This window comes from Actinomadura soli (assembly GCF_005889715.1).
Lineage (GTDB): Bacteria > Actinomycetota > Actinomycetes > Streptosporangiales > Streptosporangiaceae > Spirillospora > Spirillospora soli.
Genome location: NZ_VCKW01000239.1, coordinates 1 through 12,953 on the forward strand (window position 1 = coordinate 1; position 12,953 = coordinate 12,953).

General features: G+C 72.0%; 12 protein-coding genes. 2 read left to right on the forward strand and 10 right to left on the reverse strand.

Annotated features, from left to right (window positions below; genetic code table 11):
- Window positions 1–521 precede the first annotated feature (521 nt).
- The 10 genes from tyrS to argC form a co-directional block, all read right to left on the reverse strand.
- Window positions 522–1,799, reverse strand: a complete 1,278-nt coding sequence (gene tyrS, locus ETD83_RS32585) for a tyrosine--tRNA ligase (protein ID WP_138649053.1) — start codon at window positions 1,797–1,799, stop codon at window positions 522–524.
- A gap of 105 nt (window positions 1,800–1,904) precedes the next feature.
- Window positions 1,905–2,540, reverse strand: a complete 636-nt coding sequence (locus tag ETD83_RS32590; RefSeq protein ID WP_138649054.1) for a DNA-3-methyladenine glycosylase — start codon at window positions 2,538–2,540, stop codon at window positions 1,905–1,907.
- Between the two features lie 51 nt (window positions 2,541–2,591).
- Complete coding sequence (gene argH / locus ETD83_RS32595) at window positions 2,592–4,010, reverse strand: argininosuccinate lyase (protein ID WP_138649055.1); 1,419 nt, start codon at window positions 4,008–4,010, stop codon at window positions 2,592–2,594.
- A gap of 220 nt (window positions 4,011–4,230) precedes the next feature.
- Entirely contained in the window at window positions 4,231–5,430 is a 1,200-nt protein-coding gene (locus ETD83_RS32600) for an argininosuccinate synthase (protein ID WP_138649056.1), read from the reverse strand.
- A gap of 73 nt (window positions 5,431–5,503) precedes the next feature.
- Entirely contained in the window at window positions 5,504–6,007 is a 504-nt protein-coding gene (locus ETD83_RS32605; protein WP_407921535.1) for an arginine repressor, read from the reverse strand.
- An 11-nt stretch (window positions 6,008–6,018) separates the two neighbouring features.
- Window positions 6,019–6,936, reverse strand: coding sequence for an ornithine carbamoyltransferase (argF, locus tag ETD83_RS32610; protein ID WP_138649058.1), 918 nt, complete (start codon window positions 6,934–6,936; stop codon window positions 6,019–6,021).
- Between the two features lie 2 nt (window positions 6,937–6,938).
- Window positions 6,939–8,132 (reverse strand): acetylornithine transaminase, encoded by a 1,194-nt coding sequence (locus ETD83_RS32615; RefSeq protein WP_138649059.1) that lies wholly within the window; start codon window positions 8,130–8,132, stop codon window positions 6,939–6,941.
- Window positions 8,129–9,067: an acetylglutamate kinase gene (gene argB / locus ETD83_RS32620; protein WP_407921536.1), complete on the reverse strand. Its 939-nt coding sequence runs from the start codon at window positions 9,065–9,067 to the stop codon at window positions 8,129–8,131. Before argB ends, ETD83_RS32615 begins: the two co-directional genes overlap by 4 nt.
- Complete coding sequence (gene argJ, locus ETD83_RS32625; RefSeq protein ID WP_138649060.1) at window positions 9,064–10,221, reverse strand: bifunctional glutamate N-acetyltransferase/amino-acid acetyltransferase ArgJ; 1,158 nt, start codon at window positions 10,219–10,221, stop codon at window positions 9,064–9,066. The genes argB and argJ overlap by 4 nt, the downstream gene beginning before the upstream one ends.
- Window positions 10,218–11,246 (reverse strand): N-acetyl-gamma-glutamyl-phosphate reductase, encoded by a 1,029-nt coding sequence (gene argC, locus ETD83_RS32630; RefSeq protein WP_138649061.1) that lies wholly within the window; start codon window positions 11,244–11,246, stop codon window positions 10,218–10,220. Before argC ends, argJ begins: the two co-directional genes overlap by 4 nt.
- 173 nt (window positions 11,247–11,419) lie before the next feature.
- Between argC and ETD83_RS32635 the strand changes: the two genes are divergently transcribed.
- Both ETD83_RS32635 and ETD83_RS32640 read left to right on the forward strand, forming a co-directional pair.
- Window positions 11,420–11,935, forward strand: coding sequence for a MarR family winged helix-turn-helix transcriptional regulator (locus tag ETD83_RS32635; protein WP_138649062.1), 516 nt, complete (start codon window positions 11,420–11,422; stop codon window positions 11,933–11,935).
- Window positions 11,932–12,900 (forward strand): ABC transporter ATP-binding protein, encoded by a 969-nt coding sequence (locus tag ETD83_RS32640; protein ID WP_138649063.1) that lies wholly within the window; start codon window positions 11,932–11,934, stop codon window positions 12,898–12,900. Before ETD83_RS32635 ends, ETD83_RS32640 begins: the two co-directional genes overlap by 4 nt.
- Window positions 12,901–12,953 lie beyond the last annotated feature (53 nt).

A 12,953-nucleotide genomic window follows, 5' to 3' on the forward strand; every position in this document is an offset into this window, starting at 1 on the left:
AATCCCCGACCACCCCACCAAAAGCAAGGCGGCCGCGGGGACGGCCCAGCCAAAAACGACCGGACCGTATAAAGGCACTGGCTTTTAACACGCTGTTGAGTTCTCAAGAAACGGACACCCACCGCGCTGGATCCGCTTTCGCGTTTCCCGCTCCGGGGCAACCCTTCTAGACTACCCGATCCGCCCTGTTTGTCAAAGTCTGGGCGGTTCGACCTCATACGTCCGTTTCCGGGCAGGACAAGTCGCTACTCGGTTGGTTCGTCGAGGGTTTCCCCTGGGGCCGGGCCGCTTGCCGCGTCCCGCTCCCCCGTGGGGCTTGTAGAACATTAGGTCCCGCCGCGGGGGCCGTCAAATCGAGCTCGCGCGGCCTGAAACCCCAGTTCAGGTACGGTTTTCAAGACTTCTATCATGCCCCGCACGGGCGCCTTGTAACCGCACTGTGACGTGTATCTACCGAAGTTTGCCCGTGACATGGCGACCGCCTGCCCAGGGAGATCCCGGACAGGCGGTCACCGACGGGTTCAGGACGCGGTCACCTCGACGCCGCCCACGCTGCGCTTGCCGCGTCGCAGGACGAGGAAGCGGCCGTGGAGCAGGTCCGCCGCGACGGGCACGGCGTCCTCCGACTCGACCTTGGCGTTGTTGAGGTAGGCGCCGCCTTGGGCGATCGCCCGCCGCGCCTCGGACTTGCTCTTGCACAGCCCGGAGGCCGCCAGGAGGTCGACGACGGTCGGCAGCTCGCCCGGGGCCACCTCGGCGCGGGGTACCTCGGCGAGCGCGGCCTTCAGGGTGCGTTCGTCCAGCTCCTCCAGGGCGCCCTGGCCGAACAGGGCGCGGGAGGCGGCGATGACGCGGGCGGTCTCGTCCGAGCCGTGGACGAGCGTGGTCATCTCCTCCGCGAGCGCCCGCTGGGGGGCCCGGGCGGCCGGCCGGTCGGCGCCCTGCTTGACGAGGTCGTCGATCTCCTCATGGGAGCGGAAGCTGAAGACCTTCAGGAAGTTCTCCACGTCCCGGTCGTCGGCGTTGACCCAGAACTGGTAGAACGCGTACGGCGAGGTCAGCTCGGGGTCGAGCCAGTAGGTCTCGCCGCCGGCCGTCTTGCCGAACTTGGACCCGTCCGCCTTGGTGAGCAGCGGCGTGGTCAGCGCGTGGGCGCTGCCGCCCTCGGCGCGGCGGATGAGGTCGACGCCGGCGGTGAGGTTGCCCCACTGGTCGCTGCCGCCCGTCTGCAGGCGGCAGCCGTGCCGCCGGTACAGCTCCAGGAAGTCCATCGACTGGAGCAGGACGTAGCTGAACTCGGTGTAGCTCATACCGGTGGTGTCGAGCCGGGCCTTGACGGTCTCGCGGGCCAGCATCCGGTTGACCGGGAAATGCTTGCCGATGTCGCGGAGGAACTCGATGGCCGACATGGGACCCGTCCAGTCGAGGTTGCTGACCATCGTCGCCGCGGTGGGGCCGTCGCCGAAGTCGAGGAACTTCGACACCTGGCCGCGGATGCGCTCGACCCAGCCCGCGACGATCTCCTCGGAGTTCAGGACGCGCTCGGTGCTCTTGCCGCTCGGGTCGCCGATCAGGCCGGTGGCGCCGCCGACGAGTCCGATGGGCCGGTGCCCGGCCAGCTGGAAGCGGCGCAGCGTGAGGATCTGGATCAGGTTGCCGAGGTGCAGTGAGGGTGCCGTCGGGTCGAACCCGCAATAGAGCGTGACCGGTCCCGCGGCGAGCAGGGCCCGCAGTTCGTCCAGGTCGGTGGACTGCGCGATCAGGTCGCGCCACGCGAGATCGTCCAGGATGTCGGTCACGGTCTCCCTCGTTCCGGCTTGCTTCGTGTGCCCACCAGGGTGCCCGGGCGGGCGGGTGTCACGCTAACGATATTCAGCGCCTGCCCACGCCCGGGGTGGGGCGGGTCAGTCGTCGGCGGTGACCTTCCTGCGCTGCTTCGGGACGTGCGCGCGGTACGGGGAGACGGTCGGGTCGCCGTCGATCCAGAACCGCCACGGCACCTCCTTGGCGCCGTTCACCCCGGTGCGCGGGCCGTTGCGGATGAGCGCGGGCTCGGCGGGCTCGCCGGTGTGGACCGTGAGCGGCCCGCCGGGCGAGCAGACGTCCAGGCCGTTCTGCTCGCGGGCGATGCCGAGCGCCTGGCAGAGCCGCGCCGGGCCCCGGGCGAGGTCGCGGACGGACGAGCGCGGACGCCGGTCGCGCGCCGTGGCCTCCCCCGCGACGATCTCGCCGGCGCGGAGCAGCACCGCCATGGACGTCCCGTCCGGGCCGCAGACGAGGTTCACGCAGAAGTGCATGCCGTAGGTGAAGTAGACGTAGGCGTGGCCGGGCGGCCCGAACATCACGGCGTTGCGCGGCGTCCGGCCGCGGTAGGCGTGGGAGGCGGGGTCGAGGGGGCCGGCGTACGCCTCGACCTCGGTGAGCCTGACCGCGACCTCGCCGCCGGGCGTGCGGTGGCTGAGCACGTGCCCGAGCAGGGAGGGCGCGACCTCGTCGACGGGACGGTCGAAGAAGTCCCGTGGCAGCAGCGCTCCGTTCATCGCATCACCCTATGGCGGCGGCAAGCCCGGTCGGTCCGGGGCGGCGGACGGTCAGGCGTCGGACCCGGCGGCCCACGCGGCGTGCTCGTTGACGAGCGCGCGGAGCGCGGCGAGCTGCTCGCGGACGCGGTCGGGCGCGGTGCCGCCGTACGCCTTCCGGGACGCCAGCGCCCCCTGGACGTTCAGGACCTCGCGGACGTCGGGCGTCAGGTGCGGCGACACCTTGGCGAGCTCCTCGTCGGTGAGGTCGTCGAAGTCCTTGTCGTTGACCTGGCACCAGACGACGAGGTGCCCGACGACCTCGTGGGCGTCGCGGAACGCGGTGCCGCGACGGACGAGGAGCTCGGCGAGGTCGGTGGCGAGGGCGAAGCCGTCCGGGGCGAGGGCCTCCAGGCGTTCGGTGTTGACCCGCATGGTGGCGATCAGCCCGGACATGGCGGGCAGGACGAGCAGCAGCGTCTCGACGGCGTCGAACGCGCCCTCCTTGTCCTCCTGCAGGTCGCGGTTGTAGGTGAGCGGGAGGCCCTTGAGGGTGGTGAGCAGGCCGACGAGGTGGCCGATGAGGCGTCCGGCCTTGCCGCGCGCGAGCTCGGCGACGTCGGGGTTCTTCTTCTGCGGCATGATCGACGACCCGGTGGCGTAGGTGTCGTCCATCTCGATCCAGCGGAACTCCTGCGACGCCCAGAGGCAGACCTCCTCGCCGAGGCGCGACAGGTGGACGCCGATGAGCGCGGCGGCGAAGAGGAACTCGGCGACGAAGTCGCGGTCGGCGACGGCGTCCATGGAGTTGGGCGCGGCGGCGTCGAAGCCCAGCTCGGCGGCGGTGGCCTGCGGGTCGAGCGGCAGGGACGACCCGGCGAGCGCGCCGGACCCGAGCGGGGAGATCGCGGCGCGCTTGTCCCAGTCGCGGAGGCGGGCGATGTCGCGGGTGAGGGGCTGGACGTGCGCGAGGAGCTGGTGGGAGAACAGCACGGGCTGGGCGTGCTGCAGGTGCGTCATGCCGGGCGCGGCGACGCCGAGGTTGTGCTCGGCCTGGGCGATCAGCGCGGTCTCCAGCTCGACGAGGCGGGAGACGATCTGGCGGGCGTGGTCGCGCAGGTAGAGGCGCAGGTCGGTGGCGACCTGGTCGTTGCGGCTGCGGCCGGCGCGGAGCTTGCCGCCGAGCGCGCCGAGCCGCTCCAGCAGGCCGCGTTCGAGGGCGGTGTGGACGTCCTCGTCGGCGACCGTGGGGCGGAAGTCGCCGGTGCGGCAGGCCTCCTCCAGGTCGTCCAGGGCACCGATCATGCGTCCGAGCTCGTCGTCGGTGAGCAGCCCCGCCCGGTTGAGGACGCGGGCGTGCGCGCGCGAGCCCATCAGGTCGTAGGGGGCGAGCCGCCAGTCGAACTGGACGCTCACCGAGAGCCGGGCGAGCGCGTCCGACGGGCCGCCTTCGAACCGGCCGCCCCACAGGCGCGTCGGTGCCTTCGTCACGAAAATCCTCTTCTTCCCGCCGCTGAACGAACGTTGCCGTCTCAATCTCACCACGTCCGGGCATGGCAGCACGACGCGGGGACGCCGTGGTCACGGCGTCCCCACACGGTGCCGCGGCGTCCGCCATAGGGTACGGGGAAACCCGTCTCGGAGGCGGGCGTCCGGGCGCGTCCGGTCGGGCTTCACCTGCTGGGCGGACGCCCTCCAGACCCCGCCCGGGTCAAGGCCGCAGCCGGTCGCGCTTGGCGGCGATCTTGCTGGGCAGGCTCCACAGCTCGACGAAGCCCTTGGCGAGGCTCTGGTCGAAGGTGTCGCCGGTGTCGTAGGTGGCGAGGTCGTAGCTGTAGAGGGACGCGTCGCTGCGCCGCCCGGTGACGACGGCGCGGCCGCCGTGCAGGGTCAGCCGGACGTCGCCGGACACGTGCCGCTGCGCGTCGGCGATGAACGCGTCCAGGGAGTCCTTCAGCGGCGAGAACCACAGGCCGTCGTAGACGAGCTCGCCCCACCGCTGGTCGACGGACCGCTTGAAGCGGGCGAGGTCGCGCTCGACGGTGACGTTCTCCAGCTCCATGTGCGCGGTGATCAGCGTGATCGCGGCTGGGGCCTCGTAGACCTCGCGGCTCTTGATGCCGACGAGCCGGTCCTCGACCATGTCGATCCGTCCGACGCCCTGGGCACCGGCGCGGCGGTTCAGCTCAGCGACGATCTCGTACGGGGTGAGCGGGCGCCCGTCCAGCGCGACGGGCACGCCCGATGCGAAGGTGATGACGACCTCGTCGGCCTCGCGCGGCTCGGCGGGGTCGGCAGTGTAGGCGTAGACGTCCTCGATGGGGCCGTTCCAGATGTCCTCCAGGAACCCGGTCTCGACGGCGCGTCCCCACAGGTTCTGGTCGATGGAGTACGGCGACTTGGCCGACACGTCGATCGGCAGGCCCTTCTCCTCGGCGAACGTGATCGCCTTGTCGCGCGTCCAGGCGAAGTCGCGGGCGGGCGCGATGACCTTCAGGTCGGGGTTGAGCGCGGACAGGCCCGCCTCGAACCGGACCTGGTCGTTGCCCTTGCCGGTGCAGCCGTGCGAGACCGTCGTCCCGCCGAACTCCTTGGCGGCCGCGACGAGGTGCTTGACGATCAGCGGCCGGGACAGGGCGGACAGCAGCGGGTAGCGGTCCATGTAGAGGGCGTTGGCCTGCATGGCGGGGACGCAGAAGTCCGCGGCGAACTCCTCCTTGGCGTCCACGACGACGGACTCGGCCGCGCCGCAGGCGAGGGCCCGCTTGCGGATGGTGTCGAGGTCCTCGCCGTCCTGGCCGACGTCGACGGCCACCGCGATGACCTCCCCGCCGGTCTGCTCGGCGAGGTACGGGATGGCGACGGAGGTGTCCAGTCCCCCGGAGTATGCGAGGACGACGCGCTCGCTCATGATCATTATCTCCTGTGCGAAGTGTGCGAAGTTTCGGAAATCTTGCGGGCTGGGACGGGGCCGGCTGCGGGCCCTAGCTTCGTCGCTCGCGTCCGTCGATGAGCCTGAGGAGCGCCTGCGCGACGTCGTCCCCGCCGGTCGGGTCGCGGGCGATGACGAGGATGGAGTCGTCGCCCGCGACGGTGCCGAGGATGGACGGCCATTCGGCGTGGTCGATCGCCGAGGCCAGGTACTGCGCGGCCCCGGGCGGGGTCCGCACCATGACCAGGTTGGCCGACGCCTCGGCCGAGACGAGCAGCTCCGCGGCGAGCCGGGAGAGCCGTCCGGTGAAGGACTCGGCGGATCCTGTGCGGGCCCGCCGGATCCGCTCGCCGCCCTCCCCGGGGACGGCGTAGATCAGGCTGCCGTCGTCGGCGCGCAGCCGCACCGCGCCGATCTCCACCAGGTCGCGCGACAGCGTGGCCTGGGTGACGTCGACGCCCTCGTCGCCGAGGAGCTTCGCGAGCTCGCCCTGCGAGTGGACGGGATGCCGGGTCAGCAGCTCGATCACCCGGGCGTGCCGGGCGGTCTTGGTCATGGGGGTCGTCATCACCGCGAGCGCTCCAGCAGCCAGGTCAGCAGCGCCTTCTGCGCGTGCAGGCGGTTCTCGGCCTCGTCCCAGACGCGGCTTTGCGGGCCGTCCAGGACGGACGCGGCGATCTCCTTGCCGCGGTAGGCGGGCAGGCAGTGCAGGACGATCGCGTCCGGGCCGGCGAGGGAGACCAGGTCCTCGGTGACCGCGTACGGCTCGTAGAGCGAGGTGTCCTTGCCGTCCTGGCCCATGGAGACCCAGGTGTCGGTGGCGAGGACGTCGGCTCCGGCGGCGGCCTTCGCGGCGTCGTCGGTGACGATCACCGACCCGCCGGTCGCGGCGGCGATCCCGGCGGCGCGGGCCACGACGGCGGGGTCCGGGGGCTGGGACGCGGGCGCGCCGACGCGGACGTGCATCCCGGCGGTGGCGCAGCCCAGCAGGTAGGAGTGCGCCATGTTGTTGGCGCCGTCGCCGAAGTAGGCGAGGGTGACGCCGGCGAGGTCGCCCTTCGCCTCCCGGACGGTCTGCAGGTCGGCGAGGACCTGGCAGGGGTGGAACTCGTCGGTGAGGGCGTTGACGACCGGGACGGTGGTGCCGTCCGCCATCTCGTCGATGCGCTCCTGCCCGGCCGTCCGCCACACGATGGCGCTGACCTGGCGCTCCAGGACGCGGGCGGTGTCGGCGATGGTCTCGCCGCGGCCGAGCTGGCTGGTCCCGGCGTCCATGACGAGGGGGTTGCCGCCGAGTTCGGCGATGCCGGCGGTGAACGACAGCCGGGTCCGGGTGGACGGCTTGTCGAACAGGACGGCCACCGACCGCGGGCCCTCCAGCGGCCGGAACCGGAACCTGTCCTTCTTCACCTCGGCGGCGAGATCGAGCACCTCGGCCTGCTCGGCGGGCGTGAGGTCGTCGTCGCGGAGGAAGTGCCTGGTCATGGTCAGTTCTCCGGTTCGGGGGCGGCGGAGTCGAGGATCGCGGGGAAGGCGGCGGTGAACGACCGCGCCTGCTCGGCGGTGAGGATCAGCGGCGGGGCGAGGCGCAGGGCGTCCGGCGCGACCGCGTTGATCAGGAATCCGGCGTCGCGGGCGGCGGCCTCGACGGCGGGCGCGTGCGGGCCGGTGAGGACGGCGGCGCGCCACAGCCCGCGGCCCCGGACGCCGTCGAGCAGGCGGTGGTCGATGGCGCGGAGGCCATCGGCCAGGGTCTCCCCCACCGAGGCGGCGTTGGCGAGCAGGCCGTCCTTCTCGATCGTGGTGAGGACGGCGAGCGCGGCGGCGGCGCTGACGGGGTTGCCGCCGAAGGTGCTGCCGTGGTCGCCCTTGGCGAACAGGTCGCCGTGCGGGCCGAACGCGACGCACGCCCCGATCGGCAGGCCGCCGCCGAGGCCCTTGGCGAGAGTGAGGACGTCGGGCCTGGCGTTCTCGTGCTGGAACGCGAACCAGGTGCCCGTCCGGCCGATCGCGGACTGGATCTCGTCGGCGACGAACAGCGCGCCCGTGGCGTCGCAGATGGCGCGGGCGGCGGCGAAGTACCCGTCGGGCGGGGGGACGACCCCGGCCTCGCCCTGCGTGGGCTCCAGGAAGACGGCGGCGCAGTTCTCGTCCACGGCGGCCTTGAGCGCGTCGGCGTCACCGTAGGGGACGAACCGGACGTCGATGCCGAACGGCCCGAACGGCTCCCGGATCGCCGCCTTCCCGGTCAGCGACAGCGCGCCCATGCTCCGGCCGTGGAAGCCGTTCTCCGCCGCGACGAAGTAGGAGCGGCCGTTCGACTTGCCGTATTTGATGGCGAGTTTCAGCGCGCACTCGTTCGCCTCGGTGCCGCTGTTGCTGAGGAACACCCTCCCGTCCCCGCCGAGCAGGCCGAGGAGGCGCTCGGCGAGCAGGACCTCGGGCTCGTGCAGGACCAGGTTGGACGTGTGCGCCAGCGTCGCGACCTGCGACGACACCGCCTCGACGAGGGCCGGGTGGCCGTGGCCGAGGGAGGTGACCGCGATCCCGGCGATCAGGTCGAGGTACTCGCGGCCGCCGGTGTCCCACACGCGGCAGCCCTCGCCGCGCGCCAGCGCCACCGGCGGGACGCCGTAGTTCGGCATGAACGCGGCCTCGAAGCGTGCCCTGAGGTCGCTCATGCCGGTACCTCCGCGGCGGAGCCCGGGGGGCTGGGGAGCACCATCGTTCCGATCCCTTCGTCGGTGAAGATCTCCAGGAGGAGGGAGTGCAGGACGCGTCCGTCCAGCACGTGGGCCTGCGGGACGCCGCCGCGCACGGCCGTCAGGCAGGCCTCCATCTTCGGGACCATCCCGGCCGACAGGTCCGGCAGCAGGACGGCCAGCTCGTCGGTGGTGAGCCGGTCGATCACGTCGTCGCTGTCGGGCCAGTCGGCGTACAGGCCCTCGACGTCGGTGAGGACGACGAGCTTGGTGGCGTCCAGCGCGACGGCGAGCGCGGCGGCGGCGGTGTCGGCGTTGACGTTGTAGACCTCGCCGTCGTCGCCGCGCGCGATGCTGGAGATCACCGGGATGCGGCCGTCGTCCAGGAGCGCCCGCAGGGCCCCGACCTGCACCTCGACGATCTCGCCGACCTGGCCGATGTCGACGGCCTCGCCGTCCACGACCGCGTGCTTGCGCTCGGCGGTGAACAGGTGCGCGTCCTCGCCGGACATGCCGAGCGCGAACGGGCCGTGCCGGTTGATGAGCCCGACGACGTCGCGCTGCACCTGGCCGGTCAGCACCATCCGGACGACCTCCATGGCCTCCGGCGTCGTCACCCGCAGCCCGGCGGTGAACGTCGAGTCGATGCCGTTGCGGGCGAGCGCCGCGTTGATCTGCGGGCCGCCGCCGTGGACGATCACCGGCTTCAGCCCGGCGTAGCGCAGGAACACGACGTCCTCGGCGAACGAGTGCCGCAGCTCCTCGTCGGTCATCGCGTGCCCGCCGTACTTGATCACGACGGTGGTGCCGTGGAACCGCTCCAGCCACGGCAGCGCCTTGATGAGCGTCTCGGCCTTGGCCATGACGCCCATCCGGTTCTTGCGCATCTCCGCGCCCGAGGTGACGGCGGTCATGTGGAGTACGCCGAGTTCTCGTGGACGTAGTCGGCCGTGAGATCGGTCGTCCACACGGTGGCGCTGTGCGGGCCAGCCGACAGGTCGACGGTGATCGTCACGTCGCGGGGGCGCAGGTCGACCTTGTCGCGGTCGTCGCCGAACGAGCCGTTCCGGCACACCCACACGCCGTTGATCGCGACGTTCAGCTCGTCGGGCTCGAACACGGCTTCGGTGGTGCCGACCGCCGAGAGCACGCGGCCCCAGTTCGGGTCCTCGCCGTGGATGGCGCATTTGAGGAGGTTGTTGCGGGCGATGGAGCGTCCGACGGTGACGGCGTCGTCCGTGGACGCGGCGCCGACGACCTCGATCGCGATGGCCTTGGACGCGCCCTCGGCGTCCACGAGCAGCTGCCGGGTCAGGTCGGCGCACACGTCGGTGAGCAGCGCGGTGAACTCGTCCTCGGCGGGGACGGCGCCGGACGCGCCGGACGCCAGCAGCAGCACCGTGTCGTTGGTGGACATGCAACCGTCGGAGTCGAGCCGGTCGAGGGTGACGCCGGTGGCCGCGCGCAGCGCCCGGTCCAGGACGTCGGCGGGCAGGTCGGCGTCGGTGGTGATCACGCTGAGCATGGTCGCCAGGGACGGGGCGAGCATGCCCGCGCCCTTCGCCATCGCGCCGATCATGTAGCCGCCGGCACCCTGCCGGAAGGAGATCTTCGCGACGGTGTCGGTGGTGCGGATCGCGTCGGCGGCGGCGAGCCCGCCGTCGCCGCGCGACAGCTCGGCGGCGGCCTTGTCGACGCCGGGGAGCAGCAGGTCCATCGGGAGCCGCTCGCCGATCAGGCCGGTCGAGCAGACGGCGATCTCGCCGGCGGAGTCCTCAAGAACGCCGGCGACCTTCTCGGCGGTGGCGTGCGTGTCCTGGAAGCCGGGCGCGCCGGTGCAGGCGTTGGCGCCTCCGGCGTTCAGCACGACCGCGTGGACGCGCCCGCCCTTGAGGACCTGCTCCGACCACAGGACGGGCGCCGCCTTCACGCGGTTGCGGGTGAAGACGCCGGCGGCCGCGCGGGACGGCCCGTCGTTCACGACGAGGGCCAGGTCGCGGTTGCCGCTGGGCTTCAGCCCGGCGACGACGCCGGCGGCGCGGAAGCCCCGGGGGGCGGTGACGCTCAAGGAGACACTCCGATCGTGGTCAGGCCGAGTTCTTCGGGAAGGCCCAGGGCCAGGTTGGCGCTCTGCACCGCGCCGCCCGCCGTGCCCTTGGTGAGGTTGTCGATCGCGGCGACGGCGACGACGCGTCCGGCGGACTCGTCCAGCGCGACCTGGACGAGCGCGGTGTTCGCGCCGAGCGTCATGGACGTGGCGGGCCACTGGCCGTCCGGCAGCAGTCCGAGGAACGGCTCGTCGGCGTACGCCTTCGCGTAGGCGCCGCGCAGCGCGGCCGCGGTGACGCCGGGACGGGCCTTGGCCGTGCAGGTGGCGAGGATGCCGCGGCTCATCGGCGCGAGCGTCGGCGTGAAGGAGACCGTGACCGGCCCGCCCGCGACGGCGCTGAGGTTCTGCACCATCTCCGGTGTATGCCTATGCGTACCGCCGACCGCGTAGGCGGACACCGAGCCCATGACCTCGCTGCCCAGCAGGTGCGGTTTGAGTGCCCGTCCCGCGCCGGACGTGCCGGACGCGGCGACCACGACGACGTCGGGTTCGGCGAGCCCGGCGGCGAACGCCGGGAACAGCGCGAGCGAGACGGCGGTCGGGTAGCAGCCGGGGACGGCGACGCGCTTCGCCGGGCGCAGCGCGTCCCGGTGGCCGGGCAGTTCGGGCAGGCCGTAGGGCCAGGTCCCCGCGTGGGACGTCCCGTAGAACCGCTCCCAGTCGCCGGGGTCGGTGAGCCGGTGGTCGGCGCCGCAGTCGATGACCAGGACGTCCTCGCCGAGCCGTTCGGCGAGCGGCCCGGACTGGCCGTGCGGCAGCGCCAGGAACACGACGTCGTGGCCGGACAGCGTCTCCGGGGCCGTCTCGGCGAGGACGCGTCCGGCCAGGGATCGCAGGTGGGGCTGGTGCGCGCCCAGCTCGGTGCCCGCGTTGGCGCCCGCGGTCAGCGCGCCGATCTCGAACTCTGGATGTCCCGCCAGGATGCGCAGCAGCTCGCCGCCCGCGTAGCCGCTGGCGCCGGCGACCGCCGTCCGGATTCCCATGTCCCACTCTGCCCTTCGGGATCGATAAGCAAGAGTATGCATGACACTGGATGTCTATTCAAAGGCGGGAGGGTCCCTTCCGGCCGACTGAGACGAGCACCACAGAGCCGGAGGTAGATATTTAGGCGGCTAAAGATTTGCCCCCTAACCATCAGTGCCCTAACATCGCGGCCATGGAGAACCTCGGCTTCGGCGACCTCAAGGTGCTCGGGCCCATGGAAGAGTGGCCGATCGGCAGGCTCTTCGGCCTGGCGTCGCGGCTGGCGCAACCGGTGGTCTCGCGGGTCATCGAGAAGCACGGCATCAGCCCCGCCGGGTTCTTCGTGCTCCGCATGCTGATCGTCGAGGACGGGCTGCGCCCCGGCGAGGTCGCCAGGCGGCTGCTCGTCACCCCGGCGACCGTCACCTCCGTGGTCGACACGCTGGAGCGCAACGGGCACGTCCGGCGCGAACGCTCCTACCGCGACCGGCGCGGCGTGATGCTGCGCATCACCGACTCCGGCCGGCGGCTGCTCGCGGAGAAGTCACAGCCCATCGGACGCGACCTGTGGGACGTGTACGACGTGGTGGACGAGGGCGACGAGGCCGCCGTCCGGCGGTTCCTCGTCAACCTCATCAAACGGTTCGAGGATTTCCCGGCCGAAGAGGACGATTCACACAGCGATGAACCGAAGGGAGACGGCGCGTGACCGAACCCTCAGAAGCCGCCGTTAGGACGATCGACCTCAAGAAGACCTATCCGGCGTCCGGGCCGCGTCCCGCGGTGCCCGCCGTCCAGGGCATCGACCTGGACGTCCCGCGCGGCGAGTTCTTCGGGCTCCTCGGCCCGAACGGCGCGGGCAAGTCGACCACCATCGGCATGCTCACCACCCTCGTCGTGCCGACCGGCGGCAGCGCCCGCGTGTGCGACCTGGACGTGGTCCGCGACGCGGTCGAGATCAAACGCCGCATCGGCGTGGTGTCGCAGAACAACTCCCTCGACAGCGACCTGACCGTCGCCGAGAACCTGGAGTTCCGGGGCCGGTACTTCGGCCTCGGCGCCCGCGACGCCCGCAGGCGGGCGGGCGAGCTGCTGGAGCTGTTCGGGCTGACCGAGCAGCGCGGCGGCAACCCGTTCGAGATCTCCGGCGGGCAGGCCAAACGCGTCATGATCTGCCGGGCCCTCATGCACGGGCCCGAGGTGCTGTTCCTGGACGAGCCGACCGCCGGGCTCGACCCGCAGACCCGCACCAACCTGTGGGGCGTGCTGCGCGGGCTCCAGGCCGCCGGGCAGACCATCCTGCTCACCACCCACTACATGGAGGAGGCGGAGGCGCTCTGCGACCGGGTCGCGGTCGTCGACCACGGCCAGATCCTCGCCAGCGGCACGGTGGACGAGCTGAAGTCCAACGCGGGCGCCGACACCGTCATCACCGTCACCTACGACGCCGCAGCGCCGGAGGGGATCCACGGCCTCGCCGACCGCGACGGCATCAGCAAGGTCGAGATCAACGACGGCCAGGTCCGCGTGTTCGCCGCCGAATCCGACGGCCTGCTCGGCGAGCTGGTCACGCTCGGCTCCCGCGCCGGCGTCGGCGTCACCGACGCCACCCAGCTCCGCCCCAGCCTCGAGACCGTCTTCCTCACCCTCACCGGAAGGGAATACCGCGAATGAGCGCGTCCGCCGCCCCGGCGCCCGCCGCACCCGCCGCACCCGCCGTCCTGGCC

Excerpts from the sequence above, each read along its gene's own strand:
- ETD83_RS32590 (WP_138649054.1), bottom strand. The coding sequence starts at position 2,540 with ATGAACGGAGCGCTGCTGCCACGGGACTTCTTCGACCGTCCCGTCGAC.
- ETD83_RS32600 (WP_138649056.1), bottom strand. The coding sequence starts at position 5,430 with ATGAGCGAGCGCGTCGTCCTCGCATACTCCGGGGGACTGGACACCTCC.
- ETD83_RS32605 (WP_407921535.1), bottom strand. The coding sequence starts at position 6,007 with ATGACCAAGACCGCCCGGCACGCCCGGGTGATCGAGCTGCTGACCCGG.
- argF (WP_138649058.1), bottom strand. The coding sequence starts at position 6,936 with ATGACCAGGCACTTCCTCCGCGACGACGACCTCACGCCCGCCGAGCAG.
- ETD83_RS32615 (WP_138649059.1), bottom strand. The coding sequence starts at position 8,132 with ATGAGCGACCTCAGGGCACGCTTCGAGGCCGCGTTCATGCCGAACTAC.
- argB (WP_407921536.1), bottom strand. The coding sequence starts at position 9,067 with ATGACCGCCGTCACCTCGGGCGCGGAGATGCGCAAGAACCGGATGGGC.
- argC (WP_138649061.1), bottom strand. The coding sequence starts at position 11,246 with ATGGGAATCCGGACGGCGGTCGCCGGCGCCAGCGGCTACGCGGGCGGC.
- ETD83_RS32635 (WP_138649062.1), top strand. The coding sequence starts at position 11,420 with ATGGAGAACCTCGGCTTCGGCGACCTCAAGGTGCTCGGGCCCATGGAA.